18 protein-coding genes and 1 other RNA gene are annotated in these 22,648 nt (G+C 60.5%); 7 read left to right on the top strand and 12 right to left on the bottom strand.

The genetic code is table 11. From position 1 onward, the window contains the following. Window positions 1-144 precede the first annotated feature (144 nt). Window positions 145-915, bottom strand: a complete 771-nt coding sequence (locus tag MUN81_RS13060) for an AMP nucleosidase (RefSeq protein WP_245111028.1) — start codon at window positions 913-915, stop codon at window positions 145-147. Window positions 916-1,015: 100 nt separating this feature from the next. On the opposite strand from MUN81_RS13060, the gene MUN81_RS13055 reads away from it, so the two are divergent. Beyond that, the gene (locus tag MUN81_RS13055) at window positions 1,016-1,501 is read left to right on the top strand and encodes a type I restriction enzyme HsdR N-terminal domain-containing protein (protein WP_348533136.1); all 486 of its coding nucleotides are present in this window, start codon (window positions 1,016-1,018) and stop codon (window positions 1,499-1,501) included. Between the two features lie 136 nt (window positions 1,502-1,637). Then, entirely contained in the window at window positions 1,638-2,162 is a 525-nt protein-coding gene (locus tag MUN81_RS13050) for a hypothetical protein (protein WP_245111026.1), read from the top strand. A 23-nt stretch (window positions 2,163-2,185) separates the two neighbouring features. On the opposite strand, the gene MUN81_RS13045 is transcribed toward MUN81_RS13050, so the two are convergent. The 6 genes from MUN81_RS13045 to MUN81_RS13020 all read right to left on the bottom strand — a co-directional run bounded on the left by MUN81_RS13045 (window position 2,186) and on the right by MUN81_RS13020 (window position 11,239). Then, the gene (locus tag MUN81_RS13045; RefSeq protein ID WP_245111025.1) at window positions 2,186-4,093 is read right to left on the bottom strand and encodes an LTA synthase family protein; all 1,908 of its coding nucleotides are present in this window, start codon (window positions 4,091-4,093) and stop codon (window positions 2,186-2,188) included. A 140-nt stretch (window positions 4,094-4,233) separates the two neighbouring features. Further along, window positions 4,234-5,361 (bottom strand): alanine dehydrogenase, encoded by a 1,128-nt coding sequence (ald, locus tag MUN81_RS13040; RefSeq protein WP_245111023.1) that lies wholly within the window; start codon window positions 5,359-5,361, stop codon window positions 4,234-4,236. A gap of 273 nt (window positions 5,362-5,634) precedes the next feature. Then, complete coding sequence (locus tag MUN81_RS13035) at window positions 5,635-6,807, bottom strand: glycosyl hydrolase (RefSeq protein WP_245111022.1); 1,173 nt, start codon at window positions 6,805-6,807, stop codon at window positions 5,635-5,637. A 37-nt stretch (window positions 6,808-6,844) separates the two neighbouring features. Then, window positions 6,845-8,470, bottom strand: a complete 1,626-nt coding sequence (locus tag MUN81_RS13030) for a cellulose synthase catalytic subunit (protein WP_245111020.1) — start codon at window positions 8,468-8,470, stop codon at window positions 6,845-6,847. Then, window positions 8,457-9,971, bottom strand: coding sequence for a tetratricopeptide repeat protein (locus MUN81_RS13025; RefSeq protein WP_245111018.1), 1,515 nt, complete (start codon window positions 9,969-9,971; stop codon window positions 8,457-8,459). Before MUN81_RS13025 ends, MUN81_RS13030 begins: the two co-directional genes overlap by 14 nt. Window positions 9,972-10,468: 497 nt before the next feature. After that, a complete protein-coding gene (locus tag MUN81_RS13020; RefSeq protein WP_245111017.1) occupies window positions 10,469-11,239 on the bottom strand; it encodes a DUF1573 domain-containing protein in 771 nt (256 codons plus the stop codon). Window positions 11,240-11,539: 300 nt separating this feature from the next. Between MUN81_RS13020 and MUN81_RS13015 the strand changes: the two genes are divergently transcribed. Then, entirely contained in the window at window positions 11,540-13,960 is a 2,421-nt protein-coding gene (locus MUN81_RS13015) for an alpha-ketoacid dehydrogenase subunit alpha/beta (RefSeq protein WP_245111015.1), read from the top strand. A gap of 58 nt (window positions 13,961-14,018) precedes the next feature. Here the strand turns inward: MUN81_RS13015 and MUN81_RS13010 are convergent, their stop codons facing one another. Further along, window positions 14,019-14,582 carry a hypothetical protein gene (locus tag MUN81_RS13010; RefSeq protein ID WP_245111014.1) on the bottom strand — a complete coding sequence of 188 codons (564 nt, stop codon included), beginning with the start codon at window positions 14,580-14,582 and terminating at the stop codon, window positions 14,019-14,021. A 118-nt stretch (window positions 14,583-14,700) separates the two neighbouring features. Here MUN81_RS13010 and MUN81_RS13005 point away from each other — a divergent pair, with 118 nt between their 5' ends. Together MUN81_RS13005 and MUN81_RS13000 are read left to right on the top strand one after the other, a co-directional pair. Further along, window positions 14,701-15,699 (top strand): acyl transferase, encoded by a 999-nt coding sequence (locus tag MUN81_RS13005; RefSeq protein WP_245111012.1) that lies wholly within the window; start codon window positions 14,701-14,703, stop codon window positions 15,697-15,699. Window positions 15,700-15,780: 81 nt separating this feature from the next. Beyond that, on the top strand, window positions 15,781-16,179 hold the full coding sequence (locus tag MUN81_RS13000; protein ID WP_245111011.1) for a hypothetical protein: 399 nt from the start codon (window positions 15,781-15,783) through the stop codon (window positions 16,177-16,179). A gap of 141 nt (window positions 16,180-16,320) precedes the next feature. On the opposite strand, the gene MUN81_RS12995 is transcribed toward MUN81_RS13000, so the two are convergent. Continuing rightward, the gene (locus tag MUN81_RS12995) at window positions 16,321-17,484 is read right to left on the bottom strand and encodes a sigma-54 dependent transcriptional regulator (RefSeq protein ID WP_245111008.1); all 1,164 of its coding nucleotides are present in this window, start codon (window positions 17,482-17,484) and stop codon (window positions 16,321-16,323) included. A 232-nt stretch (window positions 17,485-17,716) separates the two neighbouring features. On the opposite strand from MUN81_RS12995, the gene MUN81_RS12990 reads away from it, so the two are divergent. Then, complete coding sequence (locus MUN81_RS12990) at window positions 17,717-18,997, top strand: PQQ-dependent sugar dehydrogenase (protein ID WP_245111006.1); 1,281 nt, start codon at window positions 17,717-17,719, stop codon at window positions 18,995-18,997. A gap of 8 nt (window positions 18,998-19,005) precedes the next feature. Further along, a complete protein-coding gene (locus MUN81_RS12985; RefSeq protein ID WP_245111005.1) occupies window positions 19,006-19,452 on the top strand; it encodes a cytochrome c in 447 nt (148 codons plus the stop codon). Window positions 19,453-19,631: 179 nt separating this feature from the next. On the opposite strand, the gene rnpB is transcribed toward MUN81_RS12985, so the two are convergent. The 3 genes from rnpB to MUN81_RS12970 all read right to left on the bottom strand — a co-directional run bounded on the left by rnpB (window position 19,632) and on the right by MUN81_RS12970 (window position 22,597). Beyond that, window positions 19,632-20,025, bottom strand: an RNA gene (gene rnpB / locus MUN81_RS12980) — RNase P RNA component class A. 38 nt (window positions 20,026-20,063) lie between these two features. Continuing rightward, entirely contained in the window at window positions 20,064-20,723 is a 660-nt protein-coding gene (locus MUN81_RS12975; RefSeq protein WP_245111002.1) for a DUF4145 domain-containing protein, read from the bottom strand. A 17-nt stretch (window positions 20,724-20,740) separates the two neighbouring features. Next, window positions 20,741-22,597: a M1 family metallopeptidase gene (locus MUN81_RS12970; RefSeq protein WP_245110999.1), complete on the bottom strand. Its 1,857-nt coding sequence runs from the start codon at window positions 22,595-22,597 to the stop codon at window positions 20,741-20,743. Between the last annotated feature and the right edge of the window lie 51 nt (window positions 22,598-22,648).

The following is a 22,648-nucleotide window of genomic DNA, read 5'->3' as shown; positions in this document are numbered from 1 at the left end:
GTTTAAGAGAGAAATAAAAAGCACGTCATGCAGAGTACAGCGAAGCATCTTGCCCGCAATAGTAATCCAATCGAATGAGTTACTTATTGCGGGCAAGATGCTTCGCTGCGCTCTGCATGACGTGCTTTCGGTGGCGGGAGTCGCCTACTCGAAGCGCATGTGCTTCACCGACTCGCCCGAGAACTGCAGCTCCTGCAGCGACTCGATGCCGATTTGCAGGTGCTGCTGCACGTAGTTGGCGGTCACTTTCGAGTCCGATTCCGAGGTCTTCACGCCTTCGGGCGTCATCGGGTTGTCGCTCACCAGCAGCAGGGCGCCGTGGGGAATGTCGTTCATGAAGCCGCACACGAAAATGGTGGCCGTTTCCATGTCCACGGCCAGGGCACGCACCCGGCGCAGGTATTCCTTGAACTCCTGGTCGTGCTCCCACACGCGGCGGTTGGTGGTGTACACGGTGCCGGTATAGTAGTCGAGCTCGTGCTTTTTAATCATGCTGCTCACGGCGCGCTGCAACCGGAAGGAGGGCAGGGCCGGGATTTCCTTGGGCAGGTAGTCGTCGGAAGTACCGTCGCCGCGGATGGCCGCGATGGGCAGCACCAGGTCGCCGAGCTTGGTCTTTTTCAGGCCGCCGCACTTGCCCAGAAACAGGGCCGCCTTGGGCTTGATGGCCGAGAGCAAATCCATCACCGTGGCGGCCATGGGCGAGCCCATGCCGAAATTGATGATGGTGATGCCGTGGGCCGTGGCCGTTTGCATGGGCTTGTCGAGGCCGCGCACTTCGGTGCCAAACTGCTCGGCAAACATGTACACGTAGTTGCTGAAGTTGGTGAGCAGGATGTACTGCCCAAACTCGTTCAGCGGCACGCCGGTGTAGCGCGGCAGCCAGTTATTGACAATTTCTTCTTTGGTCTTCATGGGGCCAATGGGTGAATGAGTGAATGGGTGAATGGGTGAATAGCTGACGGGGCCTGGCCGTTAAGCCATTCACCCATTCACCCATTCACTCATTCACCCATTGAAAAAGGTACCTTTGGAGGTGATGCAAGCCCTGGACCTGCCGCCTTTCGAGGCCAAACTTACACAATCGGCCACAAATCAGCCACTCATCTGGGACGGGCTGCGGCGCAAGCACGTCGTACTTACGCCGGAGGAGTGGGTGCGCCAGCACGTGGTGCATTACCTCACCGACCACCTCGGCTACCCGCGCGGCCTGCTGGCCCTGGAGCGCGGCCTGCGCTACAACCAGCGCCAAAAGCGCACCGACCTGCTGGCCCTCAACCCGGAAGGCCAGCCCCTGCTGCTGGTGGAATGCAAGGCGCCATCGGTGCCTATCACGCAGGCCGTGGCCCGGCAAGCCACTACTTACAACCAGACCATCGGCGCGCCGCTGCTGCTGCTCACCAACGGGCTGGTGCACTACTGCTGGCGCGTCGATTTTGCGGCGCGGACGAATGTGCGGCTGGAAGAGATTCCGGCGTTTGCGGAGGCGGTGCGGGGGTAATCTATGAGAATCCTGAGCTCAGGTAGTTTGATGAAATATGATAGATTGAGGAATTTTAAGCTTGTCGCATGTTACAATAGGATTGCTGAGTGTTTAGAGATGCCTGTTCACCGAATGGAGCGTTAAATTGCACGATATGGAAAGTCCTCCGCTTGGATGCTTCAAATTATTTCTCCTACTGGGCGGCACCGTCTTTTCTATGTTGATTTTGGGACTGCTCGTGCTCGTGGGCCAACGCAGTTATGAATACAATTACGGCTTCGACCAAGAACGCTGGCTCGCCACCGGCCAGCAGCTCGGCCGGAACCACGGGGATGAAGGCCTGCAGGGCAACCCCCGCGAAAGCATGGTGGCTGATGTGATGGCCCACCATCTGCGCGTGGGCATGACCCGGGTGCAAGTGCTGGCCGTCCTGGGCCCTGCCGAACGAGATGGCATCGAGTGGTGCGTGCCCGCAGACGTGGGGTTACCCGATTCTTTGATGCCAGCGCGCCTGAGCAACGACAAACTCAAGCGCTTCAACGACTGGTATGCCCAACACGCGCAGCCGGACACGCTGATGCGCTACTGGGTCGGGTGGGATGTAATTGACCCTACTTCCATGCGGATTGAGTTTAACGGTAAGGGACAAGTGAAAAAATACTGGGTGGGGTTACACTAGCTTCAGTAAACGTTAAGAGGGGTTCACTTATACAGCCGGTTGTCCACGAGCCCATTTACATAGAATTGTACACAGGCGCGCAGCTCGTTGCCGTATTTTTTCACCAGCGCCGGGTCCGGATTTGCTACGGGTTGCGCGGGCATGTAATGGGTTTGGTAGGGGTAGAGACGCACCGTATTGGTGTTTGTGAGTTCGGTCACAAAATCGGAGTGAACGAGGTAGTAGGAGTCGCCGTCGCGGAATAGCGCCCGGCCGGGGCTGGCTGCGTCGAACACCGAGGAGCCAAACGGCAGCAGCGACTTCTGTTCCTGCGGCAGCCCCAGCACGTCGAGCACCGAAGCTGGCACGTCGGCCTGCTGGCTGATGCGGTGCGGGTTGGCTGGTGGCAGGGGCTGGCCGGGGCGCAGCAGCAGCAGCGGCGTTTTGTGGTAGCCCAGCGGGTTTTGGTAGCTGGGCTGGTCGGTTTGGGAAGTGTGGTCGGCCGTGAGCACAAACAGCGTGTGCGCAAACCACGGCTGCCGCCGGGCCGCCCGGAAGAAGTTGCGCAGCGCCACATCGGTGTAGGCAATTGTGGGGTGAATGGGCTGGGTGCCAGTCGGAAATTTGCCCTTGTACTTGGCTGGCACTGTGAAGGGGTCGTGGGCGCTGAGGGTGAAGAGCGTGGCAAAAAACGGCTGCTTCGTGGCCGACAGCTGCCGATTGAAGTACTGCAGGTAGGGCTCATCGAAAATGCCCCAGTGGCCGTCGAAGTCAGGACTTTTGGCCCCGCCGGGGTATTCATTCAGCCCGTAGTAATGCTGCATGCCCGCAATGCCGGCAAACATATCAAAGCCCATGGTGCCGTTGGTACCGGCGTGGTACATGGCCGTGGTGTAGCCGTGCCGACCCAGGATTTCGCCCAGCCCGTGCATCTCCGCCGTCTGAAAGCTGGAGGTAATGAAGGGCTCGTCCATCAGCGAGGGCAGGCCCGAGAGCACGGCCGGCAAGGCCTCGATAGACCGCCGGCCGTTGGCGTAGTTATCGCGCATGAGCAGCGCGCCGGGCGCCGTGGCCAGCGAATCAAAAAACGGCGTGTAGCCACCGCGGCCCCCGTTTTCAACGCCAGTATATTCCGACCCAAAGCTTTCCACCAGCAGAATCACCACGTTGTCGGGCGTGGTGGGGGCCGGGCGTACCGGCAGCGTGGCCGCGCCCAGCGCCGGGCGCAGGGCATCCGTCGAAGCAAAGTAAGTGACTCGTTCCACCGGGGCCACGTCCAGCGTTTTCAGCACCGTAAACGTGCTGTTGAGCGCCAGATGGCCCAGCACGGCCGGCTGCAGCTCGAAGGCCGTGCCGGTGCGCAGGGGTTTCAATTGCCAGCCCCCGCGCAGCCCCAGCACCACCAGCCCGATAATTACCACGGCCTCCAGCACGCGGGGCAGCCAGGCCCGGCGGCCGGGCCGATACACCAGCTCGGCGGCCGTGGGCATGGGGCACAGCCGCCACAGCAGCCACACCAGCCCCGTCAGCGGAATGGCCAGGTACCAGTAGTGCAGCCCAATCTGGCCGGCCTGCTGCGCAATGTCGTCGCCTATAGTACTCCACTCGTTGCTCAGCCGCCGCCCAATAAACTTAAAATACTGCCAGTCAATAATATTGAGCAGGAAGCCCGGGAAGTTCAGCCCCACAAACAGCGCGCGCAGCCACTGCTGCCCCCGGCGCGCGCCCACCGGCACCAGCAGCGAGGGCAGCACCAGCAGCAGGTTCAGCCACAGCAGCGCCGAAGCGTCGAACCGCAGCCCGTGCACGAAGGCCCGTGCCACGTCGGCGCCGCTGATGCTCTGAAACGTGGTGTAGTTCAGCGCGTAAAAGCCCAGCCGCAGCAGCGTGTACACGCCCATGAGCAGGGCAAAGCGGCGCAGCAGCAGGCGGATGGCAGGAGAGGGAAACAACGTATAACGACCGTTCAGAGTGAAAGACCCGGCTAAGCAAGGCCGCCGTGCAGGCGCCCACGCAAAGGCAACAAAAAGCCTCCCGCGGTTGCGGGAGGCTTCGGTATGCATGTGCCAGACGTGCCGGCACCCAACATATTTTAAACCGTGGCGGCTTCCAGCACGGAATCTACGCTCACCAGGGGCAGGCCCCAGGCTTCGGCCACGCCTTTGTACACCACTTCGCCGTGCACCACGTTCAGGCCGAGGCGCAGGGCCTCGTCGCGGCGGCAGGCTTCCTGCCAGCCCTGGTTGGCCAGCTTCACGGCGTAGGGCAGGGTGGCGTTGGTCAGGGCCAGGGTGCTGGTGTAGGGCACCGCGCCGGGCATGTTGGCCACGCAGTAGTGCACCACGTCGTCGATGATGAAGGTCGGGTTTTCGTGGGTGGTGGGGTGGCAGGTTTCGATGCAGCCGCCCTGGTCCACGGCCACGTCGACCACCACCGTACCGGGACGCATGCTCTTCAGCATGTCGCGGGTGATGAGGTGCGGGGCCTTGGCGCCGGGAATGAGCACGGCGCCCACAATCAGGTCCGACGTCTTGATGGCTTCGCGGATGTTGTACTCGTTCGAATACTGCGTCACCACGTTTTTGGGCATGAAGTCGTCGAGCTCGCGCAGGCGGTTCAGGCTGATGTCCATGATGGTGACCTGGGCACCGAGGCCGGCGGCTACTTTCGCCGCCTGCGTGCCCACCACGCCGCCGCCCAGCACCAGCACGTTGGCGGGCTTCACGCCGGGCACGCCGCCCAGCAAGATGCCGCGGCCTTTGAGGGGCTTCTCGAGGTACTTGGCGCCTTCCTGCGGGGCCATGCGGCCGGCCACTTCGCTCATCGGAATGAGCAGGGGCAGGGCGCGGTTGCTGAGCTCCACGGTTTCATAGGCCAGGCACACGGCCTTGCGCTCAATCATAGCGTGGGTCAGCTCCTCGCCGCTGGCGAAGTGGAAGTAGGTGAAGAGCAGCTGGTTCTCCTTGATGAGGGGGTACTCCTCGGCAATGGGCTCCTTCACTTTGATAATCATCTCGGCCTGCTCGTACACATCGGCGATGGTGGGGAGCAGGGTGGCGCCGGCCGTCTGGTACTCTTCGTCGGCAAAGCCGCTGCCTTCGCCGGCCGTGCTTTGCACCAGCAGGGTGTGGCCGTGCTTGCGCAATTCAGCCACGCCAGCGGGCGTGAGGCCCACGCGGTTTTCGTTGTTTTTGATTTCCTTGGGAACGCCGATAATCATGTGCGGAGTGGTGGGAGTGGAGGTGAAATCAGGAGGTAAATGTTCGAGACGCAAAGATAAGCCGCCCGGTTCCGTTCGGCACCGCACAATTCCGGCCTCCACGCGCACCTTTTGGGCCGCCGGCCAGCCGGCACTTGGCGGCGCGGACCGTAGCGCGCCACTAACACGGCTTTTTTAGGGGTAAATAATGGGTGCGAAAGCAAAGAGCCACTCCTCGCATGAGAAGTGGCTCCTGCTGAGCTTGCTGGAAGCACAATGCTGTGCGCCTGCCTTTTACAAGGCAGGGCTTCCCGTAGCGGGGTGCCAGCCCCCTACGGCTTCCCGGATGGCCGTGAGCACGGGCTTGTCGAAGGTGATGGACCAGTCCAGGGCTTTGTAGGTGGTCGAGACGTCGTTGGAGTTGTTAAACAGCACCACCGCCTTCACGGCCGGGTATTTAAAGGGCATGCTGGCCAGGGCATCTTTAAACCACTGCGCCTTGTTGCCGCCCACGCCCAGTGAGCCGATTTCACTAATCATCAGCGGCTTGCCGTAAAGCGAAAACTCGGCGTAGGCTTTGCCAAATATCTCGTCAAACGTGTACCACTTGCTCCAGGGGGCCACCGTGCCATAGTTGAGCGTGGTGATGCCCACCCAGTTCACGTAGGCCGCGCCGGGGTAAAACTCGCGGTAGGTAGTGTAGGCCGGGTGCGGCGACCATACCCAGGAGGCGTTGGTGGCGCCCTGCAGCCGAAAGCGCGTCACCACGTGCCGCCAGGCCGCGATGAAATCGGCGGGCTTGTTGTTCTGCGGGCCCCAGGGGTAGCGGTAGGGGTCGTTCATCTCGTGCCCGAAGCGCAGGAAAAAGGGCTTGCCAAAGGCCTTCGCGTCGCGGGCCCACTTATCAATGTAGGCGTCGTATTTGCCGGCGGCAATGGCTTTCAGGCCGTTTTCATTTACCTGCGAAGGCTTGCCCACCACGGGGTACACGGCGGGGTCGAAGTCGTTGAGCCAGGGCTCCCAGGTTATCATCGGCACCGAGCCTAAGTCGGAAATGGTTTGGGCCCGCAGCTGCGGAAAGCCCTGGTCTTTGCGGCTGCCCCAGGCCGTGTAGAAGTGAATGATGGGCAGCTTCATGCCCAGGGAGTCTTCGAGCGTGGTCACGCTTTCGTACGATTCCTCGGTGTTGTTGTCGTACACGCCGGTGAGCAGGGTGTCGGGGGCGTTCAGCAGCTTGGTTTGGGTGCGGTAGCGGTCAAACCACTGCAGGGAGGCGGCGCGGCCGGTGCGCGAGTCGCCGCCGGCCATGCTTTTCTCTAGATACGCAACTTTGGAGGCGACGCCAGAGGCCAGGTCCTCGAGCGGGCCGCGGCTTTTGCTGCCCGCAAAGACCAGCAGGCTGAACACGCCCAGGCCTAGCAAAATGACCAGCAAGGTGGCCGACGCACGATAGGCTATGGTTTTCATTGAGATTGAATGGCGAAGGAATAAGGGGCGTGCCGTTTCAGGCCGCGGATTTGCGCTTGCCGGCCGGTTGCAGCCAACCCGTGATGCGGGAGAGGTCGACGGACGCCCACGGGTCTTCGGCTTTGGTTTTGAGCGACTGGTAAGCCGCAAACAGGCCGCCCAGCGTCATGAAAAAAGCCAGGGCCGCAAAGAGCACCATGCCCCAGGTGTTGGCGCTGGTGAGTTCAAGCCGGGCTTCGGGTGTGTAGTAGAAGCGGCGCACCACCACGCAAGCCACCGTGACCACAAACAGCACCTGGTGCACCAGCAGGGGCCGCACAAAGGGCGTGAACTGCTTCACGGCCCGTTTGGCGGTGGGGATGTACGGAATTTCGCCGTCCCAGATGGACAGCACAAATCCCATGAAAAACACCGGCCAGCAGGCAAACTTCAGGAAGGTGCCGCGCCAGTGCAAGCCGCGTTCTACTTCGGGGTGGCATAGCCAGCGCTGCACAAACACGTAAATGCTCAGGCTAACGAGCCCGACGGGCACCCAATGGTCCAGAAACCCAAAGAAGTCCATGTTGGCGGGCAGCCAGCCAAACCAGAAATACAGGTAGGGAATGAGCAGAAACAGCGCCGTGGTGAGGCCCGAAAGGTAATAAGTGCCCACCGTGAGGTAGGACACGCGTTGCCAGAACGAAAGCTTGGGCCACAGGCGCGGCACTTCGGCAAACAGCACTTCCTGCACGCCCCGCGCCCATTTCAGCTGCTGCTTGCAGAATGAGCCCAGGTCCTCGGGCACCAGCCCGCGGCTCACCACGATGGGCGAGTAAATGGATTTCCACTGCGCCGCGTGAATGCGAATGGCCGTGATGAGGTCCTCGGCCAACCCGATGCCGTGCCCGCCGATGCTTTCCAGGGCCGCGCGGCGGAAGGTGCAGTTGGCCCCGATGGCCACGGCGCAGTTGAGGCCGTGCATGCCCATCTGGGTGGGGCCGTAGAAGCCGTAAGTCTGCTCGGCCGCCGCGCGGGCCGTGAAGGAGCGGTACTGGTTGTAGTAGGCCTGCGCCACCTGCACGTAGCCCACCTGCGGGTCGCGGAAGTAGCCCAGCACCTCGTCCAGAAAGTTGGGAAAGGGGATGTGGTCGGGGTCGAGCACCAGCACGAAGTCTTCGGTGGTGCGCTGCAGGGCCGCGTTTATTTTCCCGGCTTTGGCCCCGGGCAGGCCCACCAGCTCCAGCCATACGGCGCCATGCCGCTCGGCCGCTTCGCGGAAGCGCAGGTCTTGGGTGTCGTCGAGCAGGTAGGTGGTGTGCGGGTAGCTGATGCGGGCGCAGGCCTCCAGCGTTTTTTCAAACATGCTGAGCGGCTCGCCCGGCGAGCTGGTAGTGAAAATGGCCACCCTCAGCCCATTTTGCGGCGCTTGCCAGCGCGGCTTGCTGATGCGCAGGTATGACACCCACACGATGAGCATGCGCGCCATGCCCCACCAGAAAATGAAGGTGAGGAGCAGAAACAGCGGCAGCGAGGCCACGTGCTCCTCCCGGAACCACCAGTCGGCCAGCCGGCCGATGCTGAACACGCCCGCCACCATAAGGCTGGCCAAAGTGGCCTTGTGCGCAAACGTGGAGGTGGCTGCCTCCCGAAATTCCCACAGGGCCGCACTATCAGATTTTTTCACGGTGCAGATGGTAACGGAGTTGAAGGTCGAAGGCGTGGCGGTTGTAAAAAATCAGGCTGGAATAGCCGTAGGTAGCGGCTAAGGTGAGCGAAGGCGAGGCCTTCAGCGCTACTTCGCCCTGCACTTCCACGGGGTGGTAGCTCTGCCGGGCAAACCCGGTGGCGATGTAGAGCTCGTTGTTCAGCGCCTTATCGAGGTACAGGTAAGGGGCGTCGGCCCGGCCCTGCACGCCGTAGCTGCCGCGGGCCGCCACGCTCACTTTTTTCTGCGGCCAGAGCTTCACCGACAGCAGCACGGCGTTCACCAGCTGGTTTCGGGGCGTGAAGTAGGGCGCGTAGGCACCCGCTACCGGTCCGCCGTTCAGCACCACGTCGCTCAAGCTGCGCACCGGGGTGTAGGTGCTGCGCTCAGCCGAGGCGTAGCTGAACGCATAGCCCGCTTTGAGTACCACGGCGGGGCGGGTGAGCACCGGCGCCAGCAGCCAGGCATAGGCCGAGTAGGCGGGGTTGCCATCGCCATAGCTGCGCTGCTCCACGCCGGCTTTGCCCAGCCATTTCTCGCCCTTCCCGTAGCGCAGGGCCAGGGCCTGGAGGCGCTCCATTACGGGCTGCCGCGCGCTGGTCAGCACGGCCTGGTAGGGCTGGCGGGCAGCCTGCACGTCGAGGGTCAGTGTGCTGCCCAGGGTTTTGCTCAGCAGCAGATTGCCGGTGGCGCGCACGCCGGTGCTGTTCGGCGAATACTGAAACAGGCCACCCGTTGCATTCAGCGTCAGCCCCAGGGGCAGAAAGGTAAACTTATTGCCCACCTGCAGCCAATAAGAAGACGTGTGGCCTTCGGGCAGCGAAAAGTTATTGGCCTGCAAAAGGATGATGGGCGCCACCAGCCCCGAGCGAAACCAGGTAGCTTCGGCCTCATAAGTCAGGGCGCGCAGGGGCTGGTCGTCGCGGAGGTAGCGGCTGCCCACCCGAAAATAGGGCCGCAAGGTATTGTCGATGTCCTGCAGCAGGGCGGTGGCCGCCGCGTTGGCGGGGTAGCGGCGCAGCACCTCGGCCAGGGTTTGCCGGGCCGCGTCCACGCGCAGCTGCTTGTAGCTGATGAGGGCCAGCAGCAGGCCCGACTCGGCCCGGGCGCTGTCCTCCTGGGATTCATAAATTCTCAGCTGGTCTTTGGCTTTGTCCAGCTGATTTTGCTCCACCAATTGGCGGGCGTAGTCGAGGCGTAGCGCGGGCACGTTGGGGAAGGCGGCCAGGGCCTGCTCGTGCACCGCCGCGGCGCGGTTAAAGTCGTGCGCCCAGTAAAGCACCTGCGCCTGCAGCCGCAAGCCGTCGAGGTGGTTCGCCCGGGCGTTGTAGCGCGTCAGCACGCGGTCGGCCTCGCCAAAGTCCTTCTCATTTGCCTTGGTGCGGGCGTATTCCAGCGTATCGGGCAGCGCCGTTTGCGCTTGCGCAGTGCCCGCCCGGAGCACCACCCCCATAGCCGCAAGGATAAAAGTGCCTTTCATGAATGGGGTATGCTGCTCTAAAATAGGTGCTTTGATGGTGGTGTGTGGCCCTCGCGGCGCAACAAGGCCCCGGCGCTGCCGCGCCTCTTCACCCACTAGGGTCACCTGAAAAACAGCTGTTGTAAAGTGCCTGCATCGCGGCAAACACTAATGCGTTAAATTGATTCTAACTTAGTAAAGTTAGGACTGGTAAGTGAAAAAAAGATGCTTGTATCAAATTTTAGTAATATAAATTTCATTTGCCGACCACAAACCCAAGGCCAGCCGGGTAGGGCAGGAGGTAGTTTGCTGGACTGAGTGCGTGGTGGGGCGTTATTTGCCTGTCACAAGGCAACGCGCCAGCCGGCTGATGTTGTGGCTGACACAGTGGTGTTTTTGCGCAAAAACTTTGCTGTCCGTAGCGTCGGCGCCATTGCCCGGCGCGCATAAAAAAAGGCCCCGCTGAAGCAGCGGGGCCTGATAGAAACATGAAGCGGGCGGAGCCGCCGCTCGGCAATTTATTTGAACGGAACGGCCGTGCCGCTTTCCTTCACCATGCTGTTGCCGCTGAGGTCGCGCACAATGGTGGCCCGCAGCGTGATTTTGGCATCGCCGCTCACGTCGTTCGAGGCAATGGTCACCACGTCGCTCACCTGGCCCAGCTGGCGCTGGCTGTAGAGCAGCTCCACCACGGCGCTCTGGCCCGGCGCGATGGGCTTGGGCGAGGCCTTATAACCCACGCAGTAGCAACTGGACGTGAGGGCGCCCAGCACGAGCTCGGTTTTGCCGGTGTTTTTCACCACAATGCGGGCGGTGGGCTGCTGGCCGGCCTCCATCTTGCCGAAGTCGTGGCTGGTTTGGGCCAGCACCAGGTGGGGCGAGGCCGCCAGCTGGGCCGGGGTCAGCATGGGCTTCATCTGGTCTTTGGTGAGCACCGTGCCCTTGATGCTGAGCACCTTGCTGGGCTCGGCGGCGTTGCTGGTCACGGTCACGGTTTTATTGAAAACGCCGGGGCGGCCGGCGCTGCTGTACATGGCCTTGATGATGCCGGTTTTGCCGGGCATCACCGGGGTTTTGGTCCAGTCGGGGGTGGTGCAGCCGCAACTGGCCTGCACGTTGGCAATCACCACGGGCTGGTTGCCGGTGTTCTTGAACTTGAACTCGTGGGTGGCCATGGTGCCTTCGGGCACGTTGCCGAAGTCGTGGTTGTCGGTTTCGAACTGCATCACGCCCTGGGCGCGGGCCGCCACGGCAAACGTGAGCAGGCAGAGAGTCAGAAGTTTTTTCATAAGTGAAATCGAAATGACGGGCGTTTTCAATTAAAGCAAAGTCAGAACGTCATGCAGAGAGCAGCGAAGCATCTTTGTCGCACAACGCATTCAGTCAGTGGTGGCGGGCAAGATGCTTCGCTGCGCTCTGCATGACGTTCTGCTAGTCGGCTTGACGTTTCAAATACCGCAGCGTTCCATCCCCAAATATACGGCCAAAGCCCCGGCGCCACCCAGCCGGGCCCGATTCCGTATTTTTGCAGCACGGCCCCGGCTGTGCACACCCTTATCCAGAATTCCCACCTCCTCCTATTGTTGCTTATGTCCGCCGCCGAAACTGCCCTGCCCGCGCTAACCACGTCCCTTACCAAGGCCGATTTTCTCAATGATTACCGCCTGGCCTGGGAAAGCCGGCACGCCTCGCTGGCCGGCCGCAAGGAGGTTTTCATGGGCAAAGCCAAGTTTGGCATCTTCGGCGACGGCAAGGAAGTGCCGCAGCTAGCCATGGCCCGCGCCTTTCAGAACGGGGACTTTCGCGCCGGCTACTACCGCGACCAGACCTTCATGGTGGCCATTGGCCAGTTGACCTGGGAGCAGTACTTCGCCCAGCTCTACGCCAACCCCGACGCCGAAGCCGAGCCCGCCACCGCCGGCCGCGCCATGAACGGCCACTTCGCCACCCGCATGCTGGACGAAGACGGCAACCTGCGCGACCTCACCCAAACCAAAAACTCCTCGGCCGACATTTCGCCCACCGGCGGCCAGATGCCGCGCCTGCTGGGCCTGGCCTACGCCTCCAAGCTGTTCCGCCAAAACCCCGAACTGCACCAGTTTACGCAACTCTCCACCAACGGCAACGAGGTTGCTTTTGGTACCATCGGCAACGCCAGCACCTCGGAAGGCATGTTTTTCGAGGCTCTGAACGCCGCCGGCGTGCTGCAGGTGCCCATGCTGATGAGCGTGTGGGATGACCACTACGGCATCTCGGTGCCGGCCGAATACCAAACCACCAAGCAGAGCATTTCGGCCATCATGGCCGGCCTGCAGCGCGAGGGCGAAGGGGAGCCGGGCTTCGAGATTTACGTGGTGCGCGGCTGGGACTACGCCGGCCTGGTGGACACCTACCAACGCGCCGCCGCCGTGTGCCGCGAGCAGCACGTGCCCGTGCTGGTGCACGTCACGGAGCTCACCCAGCCGCAGGGCCACAGCACCAGCGGCTCGCACGAGCGCTACAAGAGCAAGGACCGCCTGAGCTGGGAAGAAGCCCACGACTGCTTGCACAAACTACGCGAGTGGCTGCTGGCCGAAGGCCACGCCACCGAGCTGGAGCTGGACGATATCGAAAAAACCGCTGCCGCCACCATCAAAACGGCCCGCACAGCCGCCTGGGCCGCTTTCTTCGACCCCATCAAGGCCGAGCGCGACGAGGCCGTGGCGCTGCTGAACAAGCTGGTGGCCGACCACGGCACCGAAAACAGCATGCACGACCTGGTGGAGCAGCTGAAAGCCAATCCCACGCCCATCCGGGCCGACATTGTGCGGACGCTGCGCCGCGCCCTGCGTCAGGTGCGCAACGAGAAGCGCAGCGCCGGCCGCCGCGCCATTCAGCGCCACCTGGAGCAGCTGCTTGCCGAAAACGCCGACCGCTACAACTCCAACCTGTTCAGTCAGAGCGAGCTGGCCGTGGGCAACATCGAAGAAGTGCCCGCTACCTTCGCGCCCAATGCGCCGCAGGTAGACGGCCGCGAAGTGCTGCAAGCCTGCTTCGACGCCAACTTCCAGCGCGACCCCACCATTTTCGCCATCGGCGAGGACGTAGGCAAGATTGGCGACGTGAACCAGGCCTTCGCTGGCCTGCAGGAGAAGTTCGGCGAGCTGCGCATCACCGATACCGGCATTCGGGAGTGCACCATCATTGGGCAGGGGATAGGCGCCGCCCTGCGCGGCCTGCGCCCCATCACCGAAATTCAGTACCTCGACTACCTGCTCTACGCCATTCAAATTCTGAGCGACGACCTGGCCTGCCTGCAGTACCGCACCAAGGGCGGCCAGAAAGCCCCGCTCATTGTGCGCACGCGCGGGCACCGCTTGGAGGGCATCTGGCACTCCGGCTCGCCCATGCAGATGATTCTGGGCAGCATTCGGGGCATGCACGTGTGCGTACCGCGCAACATGACGCAGGCCGCCGGCTTCTATAACACGCTGCTGCGCAGCGACGAGCCCGCCCTCGTGATTGAGTGCCTGAACGGCTACCGCCTGAAAGAAACCATTCCGGCCAACGTGGGCGAATTTACGCTGCCGCTGGGCCGCCCCGAGGTGCTGCAAGCCGGCACCGACGTGACGGTAGTGACCTACGGCTCGATGTGCCGCATTGTGATGGATGCCGCCAAACAGCTGGCCGAAGTGGGCATTTCCGTCGAAGTCATCGACGTGCAGACGCTCTTGCCCTTCGACACCGACCACGTCATCGCCGACAGCCTGCAGAAAACCAACCGCGTGTTGTTTGCCGACGAGGACGTGCCCGGCGGCGCCACCGCCTTCATGATGCAGCACGTGCTGGATGAGCAGGGCGCCTACCGCTTCCTCGACTCGCAGCCGCGCTGCCTGGCCGCGCAGCCCCACCGCCCCGCCTACAGCTCCGACGGCGACTACTTCAGCAAGCCCAACGTGGAAGACGTGTTCGACACGGTGTACGAGCTGATGAGCGAGGTCGCGCCCGAGAAATTCCCGGAGATTTATTAACCGGCTGCCCCGGCCTGGCGGCAAGGTCCTTGGGCCGGGGCAAACGAAAAACGCTGGGCTATCGGCCCAGCGTTATTTCGGAGGTGGTGATGACGTTGCTGCGGTGCAGGGCGCGGTCCATGATGCTGATTTCAAATTTCAGCACATCGCCGGGGAAAAAAGGCGCCCCGTCGATGTTGATGGGCAGCTTGTAGTAGAGCGTGCCTTTGAGCGGCGCCGGCCGGGCTTCGACTTCGTCGAGGCGGAGGAACCGGCCGTCGTATTCGCCCTCAAATCCGCCCGCGTTGATAAACTTAACAAATCCGCCGTTTACTTTTTTGTACGGCTGAATGAAGTAGTTGTAGCTGTAGCCGCGCTGGTTGGGTCCTCCCGAAGTCTGGTTCCAAGGCGCCACTTTAATGTCTTCATCGGAGAGCCCCAGGTCGCCGTCGCCGTCGCGGAAGTCGAGCGCAAATTTCAGCGTGTCGATTTCGGTTTGGCCCACCGGCTTGTTCCGCACCATTGTGAGCGAGTTGAAGTCGATGGAGGGCGTATCGGGGTACTCAGGCGCATTCAGGCAGCTGCTGAGGGATAGCCCGACTAGGCAAACAGTGACGGCGGCAAGGGTACGAAGCGAGTTCATAGAGGCAGGAAGTGAATAGACAGCAGCACAACGGCGGAATTGCCGCCAAAGTACGTTTTTCCCAACGATTTGCCGGGCTGCTTGGTTCGGTCTGCGTTGCCAACCGCGTTTCCCGCTCATGAGTTTCCGCACCGATTTTTTACAAGCGCTGCCCACCGTCACCGCTTCGTCGTTTGAGGCGGCTGCGCTGGCCCTGTTCCGGCACCAGGCCGCGCACTGCCCGCCCTACGCCGAATACCTACAGCAACTGGGCCGCAAGCCTGCCGCGATGGCCCAACTGGCCGACATTCCCTTTCTGCCCATCGAATTTTTCAAAACCCACGAAGTGCGCACCGAGCCCGCCCGGTGGGAGGCGCAGGAGCTCTTTCTGAGCAGCGGCACCACCCTGCAGCAGCGCAGCCGCCACTTGGTGCGCGACCCGGCTTTGTACCGCGAAAACGCGGCCCGCATTTTCGAGCAATACTATGGCCCGCTCTCGGGGTGGGTTTTCCTGGCGCTGCTGCCTTCGTACCTGGAGCAGGGCAATTCCTCGCTGGTGGCCATGGTCGACTACTTCGCCCGGCAGTCGGGGCAGGCGCAGCCTGCGTTTTTTCTGCACGACCACGCCGCCCTGCGCGCCGCCCTGGCCGATGCCAAACGAGTGTCCGGCTGCCGCGTCATGCTCATCGGCGTGAGTTACGCCCTGCTCGACTTTGCCGCCGAAGCCGGTGCCGCCCCGGAACTACAAGGCCTCACCGTGCTGGAAACCGGCGGCATGAAAGGCCGGCGCCGCGAGATGATTCGCGAGGAGCTGCACGCCGAACTGCAGCAGGCATTTGGCCCGGCCGGCATTCATTCCGAGTACGGCATGACCGAATTGCTCAGCCAAGCCTACTCGCTGGGCGACGGCCGCTTTCACAGCCCCGCGCCGCTGCGCGTGCTGCTGCGCGACCCGTCGGACCCGTTTTCAATCGGCGACCGGAAGGATGGAGCTATTAATGTGATTGACTTGGCCAACATTGATTCCTGCGCTTTTATCGAGACAAAGGACCTGGCGCGGATGCACGCGGACGGCGGTTTTGAGGTGCTGGGCCGGATGGATAATTCGGACGTGCGCGGGTGTAATCAGATGGTGTAAAACAGGCACTTAGCTATTATGTATTATGCCTAAACCGAATTATCATTGTACTCAATAAATCAGGTGTGGTAGTTATAGCTAATGAAGCCGTTCATATTCGCAGGGCTTTTCTCGATAATTTGTTCGACTGCATACTGCCAGACCGGTTCTGTTCGCGGGCAGCAATTCAACTTGACCGGAAAAATTATCGAGGAAGTCCAACTGACGCCAGGTTGTGGATACTTTGCTTGGGCAACAGTTGTGGCATTTGAAGTACTCGACCTTACAGGTATTGATTACCCAAGCAGTTCCATCGGGGTAATTATTACCTGCCCTGGATTTTATGAGAAGAACTTTTTGGAAAAAGGAAAGACTTATCAACTGGTATGTTCAAACGAAAATCAAGCAGATTTTGATTGGGTAATTGTGAATAAGGGACTGCTCAAAAAGAATAGCTTCTCACTCGAACCTTATGCCATCACGGTTAAAAAGGTGCCATAAAGTGCATTGTAGCAGTTTGCCAGATTATATAAGGTGCAGTTGAAACTTATGCCTGCTTTAGTGGAATAATAAAATAGAGCGGTAAATCCGCCGTGCTTAAATCATCGAGGATTTACTGCTCTATTTCATTGGTGTTTAGAACTACTTCCCAGCAAACGCCTTGGCGTCGCCTTCTGAAATAGTATCGTCGCTCATAATCACGAGTCGTTCCACCACGTTGCGCAGCTCGCGGATGTTGCCGCGCCAGTCCAGGTTCTGCAAATATTCCAGCGCGGCGGCGTCGATTTTCTTGGGCTTGTTGCCGTAGTCGGCGGCGATGTCGTTGAGGAATTTCTGGATAAGCTCGGGAATGTCCTCGCGGCGGTCATTAAGGGCCGGCACCTGAATCAGAATTACCGAGAGGCGGTGGTACAAGTCCTCGCGGAAATTACGGTCGGCAATTTCCTGGAGCAGGTCTTTGTTGGTGGCCGCCAGGACGCGCACGTTTACAGATATTTCCTTCTCGCCGCCCACGCGGGTGATTTTGTTTTCCTGCAAGGCGCGCAACACCTTGGCTTGGGCTGAGAGGCTCATGTCGCCGATTTCGTCCAAGAAGAGCGTGCCGCCGTCGGCCTGCTCAAACTTGCCGATGCGCTGCTTGACGGCCGAGGTGAACGAGCCTTTTTCGTGGCCGAACAGCTCGCTTTCGATGAGCTCGGAGGGGATGGCGGCGCAGTTTACTTCCACCAGGGGGCCCTGGGCACGGTTGCTTTGCTCGTGTAGCTGGCGGGCTACCATCTCCTTGCCGGCGCCGTTGGGGCCAGTGATGAGCACGCGGGCGTCGGTGGGGGCCACTTTCTCAATGGCTTTGCGCACGGCGCCGAGGGCGGCCGAGGAGCCCACCATTTCGGAGCCTTTCGTGACGGAGAGCTTCTTTTTCAGCGTCTTGGTTTCGCTCACCAGCTTGGTGCGGTCGAGGGCGTTGCGCACCGTCACGAGCAGGCGGTTGAGGTCGGGGGGCTTGGGCAGGAAGTCGTAGGCGCCTTTTTTGGTGGCTTCCACGGCCGTGTCGATGCTGCCGTGGGCCGATACCATGATGAATGCGGCGTCGGTGCCCATGGCCTGGGCGCGGGTCAGCACTTCGAGGCCGTCCATTTTGGGCATGCGGATGTCGCAGAGCACCACGTCGTACTTCTGCTGAATCAGCAAATCGAGGCCAGCGGGGCCGTCTTCGGCCTGGTCGACGGTGTAGCTTTCAAATTCCAGAATCTCCTTCAGCGTGTTGCGGATGGCTTTTTCGTCGTCGATGATGAGGATGCGGGGCATGCGGGATGGAATACGATGGAATGCAAATGGAGAGGGGCGAAGGTAACGAAAAGCGGCGTTGGGAGTTTAAGGCAGGATATTGAACGAGGTAGAGACGCAACATTTTGCGTCTCGTCGTTGCTGATGTTGTTTATTTGAACGGCACGGTCTGGCTCGTTCAGTGTTACCGTTCAACGACGAGACGCAAGATGTTGCGTCTCTACTTCGCCCCATTCAACCAACATTTCCATCCATGAACAATAACTTCACCCGTCCGCTGCTGCTGACGGCAGCTCTGGCCAGCAGCTTCGGCCTCTATTCCCTCGCCAGCCGACCCACCGTGGCCCCCGACCCCAACAATGCCGGCCTCAAGCTGCCTTCCGGCTTCGGCGCGCTGGTGGTGGCCGAAACCGGCGGCCGGGCCCGGCACCTTGCCGTGACTCCCCAGGGCAATATCTACGTGAAGCTGAACCGGCCCAAGGACGGCAAAGGAATTCTGGAGCTGAAGCCGGCGGCCACCGGCAAGGCCACCGTCACGGATGGTTTCGGGAGCTACGGCGGCACTGGCATCGCCGTGAAAGACGGCTACCTCTACGCCTCGTCGGATGAGGACGTGTACCGCTACAAGCTGGATGCGAAAGGGGAGGTGACTAACCCCACGCAGCCCGAAAAAATAGTGAGTGGCCTCATCAACCGCCGCCAGCACGAGAGCAAGTCCATTGCCCTCGACAATGCCGGCAACCTCTACGTCAACATCGGCGCCTACTCCAACTCCTGTCAAATCAAAGACCGGCAGAAAGGCTCGCTGGGCCAGCAAAACTGCCCGATTCTGGATTCGGCGGGCGGCATCTGGCAGTTTCGGGCCGACAAGCTGAACCAGGGCTACGGCAGCGGCTCGCGCTTCGCCACGGGCCTGCGCAACGTGGTGGGCCTCGATTGGAACGCCCAGGCCAACCAACTCTTTGTGATGCAGCACGGCCGCGACCAGCTGCACGACATCTTCCCCGAGATGTACGACACCAAGCAATCGGCTGAGCTGCCCGCCGAGTGCCTGTACGGCCTCACGAAAGGTGCCAATGCCGGCTGGCCTTACCTCTACTACGACCCCATCAAGAAAAAGAAAATGCTGGCCCCGGAGTACGGCGGCGACGGCAAAAAGGAAGCCGACCCCAAGTACCTGGAGCCCGCTGCGGCCTTCCCGGCCCACACGGCCCCCAATGCCCTGCTCTTTTACACCGGCACCATGTTTCCGGAGAAGTACCGCAACGGGGCCTTCATCGCATTCCACGGCTCCTGGAACCGGGCCCCTGAGCCTCAGAAGGGCTTTTACGTGGCGTTTCAACCCTTTAAAAACGGCAAGCCGAGCGGCCCGTGGGAGATTTTTGCCGATAACTTCGCCGGCTCGCCCGAAAAGGTGGCCGCTGGCCGCGCCGACCACAAGCCCTGCGGCCTAGCCCAGGGGCCCGATGGGTCGCTCTATGTGAGCGACGACAAGGCTGGCACCATTTTCCGCATCGTGTATAACAAGAACTAAGCCCGCTCGTGAAGAAGCTATTCGTGATGCTGTCGCTGCTGGCCCTGTCGGCCGGTCCTGCCGCCGCCCAAAAGAAACCACCCGTGAAAGCGCCCGCCAAAAAAGCCGTGGGCGTGCCCGCCGCCGTGCTGGCGCAAGGCAAATCGGTTTACGTGCAAAATTGCCTGAGCTGCCACCAGGCCGACGGTCTGGGCGTGGACGGCCTGAACCCGCCGCTGGCCAAGACCGACTACGTGCTGGGCGACAAAACCCGCCTCACCAAGGTGCTGCTCAACGGCCTGCAGGGCGTCGACATCAACGGCGAGCCCTACAACAACGTGATGCCCGCCCAGGAGTCGCTCACCGATGCCCAGATTGCGGCCGTGCTCACCTACGTGCGCAATTCCTTCGGCAACAAAGCCAGCGCCGTGAGCGCAACCGAGGTGAAGGCCATTCGGGCCAATAATAAAAAATAGGAAAATTGAGCTCTTGCCCGTCATGCTGAGCGCAGTCGAAGCATCTCTACCTCAGTAGTAACTGATTACGTTGCGTGGTAGAGATGCTTCGACTGCGCTCAGCATGACGTTCCTATTTACTGCTTACTGCTTGGATAGCAAAAAAGGCCACTTCCGTGCGGGAGTGGCCTTTTTTGTTGTGGGGTGATGGGTCTGTAAGCCGGGTTCTGTCCGCTGCCGAGGCAGCTGCCCCACCATTTATCTAGGCCAGTCCTCGCGGAAAGGCTCCATCAACCTACCCGCTGGCGCCGGACGAGCCGCCCGGTGCCGATGCTTCCGAAGAAGCCGGCGTACCAGCTTATTTGGTCTTTCAACCCCTGAGGTTTACCCAGCCGGGACGGTTACCCGCCCGCTGGTGCGCTCTTACCGCACCTTTTCACCCTTACCGGCCGCCCGAGGGCGACGTAGGCGGTAATTTTCTGTGGCACTCGCTGTCCTGGCTTGCGCCAGTCCTTCCCGTTAGGAAGCAAGGTGCTCTGCGTTGCCCGGACTTTCCTCGTCGCCCGAAAGCGCCGCGGTGGGGCGACCCATCACTGCGGGCAAATTTAAGCTGTTGAAACGGAAAGGTTCTATTATTTTTTGCTCTCTGGCATATCAACTCCAAATCCTTCTGTCAATTTCTCCATTTCAATCCAGTGCATTGTCAAGTCTATCAGTCTTTTCAGGTCGTCTAGGTTTTTGCCTTCCCATTTCCTGACATAATGTGTCTCATCGTTGCCAAGCCAAACTGCACGTGTTGCTACCAACTTAATTCGAGTATCATTCACGTACTCATTAATGCAGGCCATAAGAGCTTTTTTCTCTATTGTTTCTTGTTTAGATGGCTCTTTTTCGATTGCGTAATCCTTTATAAGAAACTCAAGTGCTTTCCTATAACCAACGCCACAGATTTCAAATAAGGATTGCTGCTCTGCTGCAAACGCTTGATTATAGATTACACCAAATTGAGTAGAAATACCCGAAACAGAAGTAGGGATTTCTTTTCGGATAATGTTTCCTGAAGTCATACCTCCCGAATAGTTGTAATCGTTATTAATGTAATTGTAGTTATAATATGCAATAAACCCTTTTTTGCATATTGAATTAGGGCATGCCATGAACACATCCAGTTGTTGATTTTGTCCAATATTCAACCCATAGAGAGGAATGGGTCGAATCAAATAATGGCAAAAAGGACAGTGGTTTGGTAAGCCATTAATTTCGGCTCGTCCAGAGTTAGTGGTTATTTCCATGATTTTTAAAATTTCGGCTATTTCCCTTCCCACACATTATCCTTCGGGTAGCTGTCCGGCACCAACGTGCTGCCCAGCGTCACGCGCGTCACGGGTTGCTTGGTGGCTACGGGCACGGTGACCGACGTGGCGCCCGTTTCCCAGACGCTGATGGTGCGGTGGAATTTTTGGGTCGTGTTGTCGGCGAAGGTGACGGTGAGGTCGACGGGGACAGGCTTGCTGCCTTTGGCTTGCACCTGGACATCGTAGCCGGTGGCGGTTTTAGTCACGCCGGCGATGGCGAGGTCGGGGTAGCCGGCGTCGAAAAACCAGCGCTGCCAGAACCAGTTCAGGTTGCGGCCCGCCCCGGCGTTCATGCTGTTGAAGAAGTCGTAGGGCATGGGGTGCTTGCCGTTCCACTGGCGGATGTAGGTGTGCAAGGCCTGCGTAAACAGCTCGTCGCCGAGCAGGTCCTTCACGTACAAATAGCCCATGCCGGGCTTGGGGTAGGAGTTGAGGAAAAACGGCATCCCGGTCTGCTGGGTGCTGAGCGTGACCACCGGCGCGTCATTTTCGGTAGCGGCGCTGCTGGCGTAGCGGGCCACGCCGTAGTCGTCGTCGAGCTTGGGGTCGATGAGGCTCGAAATCAGCCATTCGCCGATGGTGGCCCAGCCCTCGTCCATCCAGCCGTACTTCGTTTCGTTGATGCCCATGTAGAAGGGAAACATCGTGTGGAAGATTTCGTGGTCGGTGAGGGTGATGGCGTCCTCGCGGGTTTCGGTGGGGTTGTCGTTCACCATCATGGGGTACTCCATCTGGTCGAGACCATCGAACACCGTTTCGTGCGCGTAGGGGAAGGGCCACTTCGGGAAGGTGTAGCTCATGGCCTCCACCGTTTTGCGACTGAAGTCGATGACCTCCTCGTAGTCCTTGTGCTTGGGGTTATACACGGCATCAACGCGGGTGCGACGCTTGGTAGCGGGGTCCACCACCAAGCTGGTAGAGCGCCACACGTAATGGTCGGCGGTAGCAAACACGAAGTCCGTCACGTTGCGGGCCTCGAAGCGCCAGGTGTTCTGCGGGTTCTGGGCGGTGATGTCGCGGCGCTGGGCATCTTCGGCCGAGATAACGAAGGCCACGGCGTCTTTCTGCTCCGCATCGCGCAGGCGCTGGGCGTACTTTTTGGTGAGTACCTGGTCGGCGTTTTTCAGGTCGCCGGTGGCCCACACCACGAAGTTCTTGGGCACCGTGATGGCGGCTTTGAAATTGCAGAAGTCGTTGTAAAACTCCTGGTCGCCGGTGTAGGGCACGCGGTTCCAGCCGTCGATGTCGTCGTACACGGCGATGCGCGGGAAGAAATAGGCCACAAAGTCGGCGCCCGGCTCCACCTCGCCGGTGCGCTGGTGCGAGCCCTTGTTGAGCACGTAAGAATAAGTCGCCTTCACCGTGGCCGTTTGCCGCGCGCCAATGGCCCGGCGCAGCGGCACGGCCATATTGGTAGCGTCGATGGCCAGCTTCGCGACGTTGAACACCTCGCCGTTGATGGTGAGGGAGGTGATTTTCATTCCCTCGCCCACGTCGGCCGCCGAGAAAATGCGACTGCGAGGTGCGCCTTTCTGGTAGATGTTGGGGTAGAGCTTGAACCAGACCTGCCGCAGCGAATCGGGGCTGTTGTTTTGGTATTTGATGTCAACGGTGCCCGATACGCGGCGCATAGTGGGGTCGAAGGTGGTGTTGAGGTCGTAGTCGGCAGTGTTTTGCCAGTAGTTGGGGCCGGGCTGGCCGCTTTCGGCGCGGGTGCCTTTGGCGAAGGTGGCCTGCAGGTTGCGCGGCACGGGGAGCGTGGGCTGGGCCAGGGCCGGCAGAGAAAGGAGCAGCAGGTAAAGGAAACGCATGTTGCGGAGCAGGGGCTGTTGACGAAAGCACAAAAGAACGCCACAAGCCGG

The sequence above is a fragment of the Hymenobacter sp. 5317J-9 genome (assembly GCF_022921075.1).
Taxonomy (GTDB): domain Bacteria; phylum Bacteroidota; class Bacteroidia; order Cytophagales; family Hymenobacteraceae; genus Hymenobacter.
This window is presented reverse-complemented; position numbering and strand designations above follow the sequence as displayed.

Coding starts and splice junctions, on each gene's coding strand:
- MUN81_RS13025 (WP_245111018.1), bottom strand. CDS start 9,971: ATGAAAGGCACTTTTATCCTTGCGGCTATGGGGGTGGTGCTCCGGGCG.
- MUN81_RS12970 (WP_245110999.1), bottom strand. CDS start 22,597: ATGCGTTTCCTTTACCTGCTGCTCCTTTCTCTGCCGGCCCTGGCCCAG.
- MUN81_RS13060 (WP_245111028.1), bottom strand. CDS start 915: ATGAAGACCAAAGAAGAAATTGTCAATAACTGGCTGCCGCGCTACACC.
- MUN81_RS13035 (WP_245111022.1), bottom strand. CDS start 6,807: ATGAAAACCATAGCCTATCGTGCGTCGGCCACCTTGCTGGTCATTTTG.
- ald (WP_245111023.1), bottom strand. CDS start 5,361: ATGATTATCGGCGTTCCCAAGGAAATCAAAAACAACGAAAACCGCGTG.
- MUN81_RS13005 (WP_245111012.1), top strand. CDS start 14,701: ATGAGTTTCCGCACCGATTTTTTACAAGCGCTGCCCACCGTCACCGCT.
- MUN81_RS13010 (WP_245111014.1), bottom strand. CDS start 14,582: ATGAACTCGCTTCGTACCCTTGCCGCCGTCACTGTTTGCCTAGTCGGG.
- MUN81_RS13015 (WP_245111015.1), top strand. CDS start 11,540: ATGTCCGCCGCCGAAACTGCCCTGCCCGCGCTAACCACGTCCCTTACC.
- MUN81_RS12990 (WP_245111006.1), top strand. CDS start 17,717: ATGAACAATAACTTCACCCGTCCGCTGCTGCTGACGGCAGCTCTGGCC.
- MUN81_RS12975 (WP_245111002.1), bottom strand. CDS start 20,723: ATGGAAATAACCACTAACTCTGGACGAGCCGAAATTAATGGCTTACCA.
- MUN81_RS12995 (WP_245111008.1), bottom strand. CDS start 17,484: ATGCCCCGCATCCTCATCATCGACGACGAAAAAGCCATCCGCAACACG.
- MUN81_RS13000 (WP_245111011.1), top strand. CDS start 15,781: ATGAAGCCGTTCATATTCGCAGGGCTTTTCTCGATAATTTGTTCGACT.
- MUN81_RS13050 (WP_245111026.1), top strand. CDS start 1,638: ATGGAAAGTCCTCCGCTTGGATGCTTCAAATTATTTCTCCTACTGGGC.
- MUN81_RS13020 (WP_245111017.1), bottom strand. CDS start 11,239: ATGAAAAAACTTCTGACTCTCTGCCTGCTCACGTTTGCCGTGGCGGCC.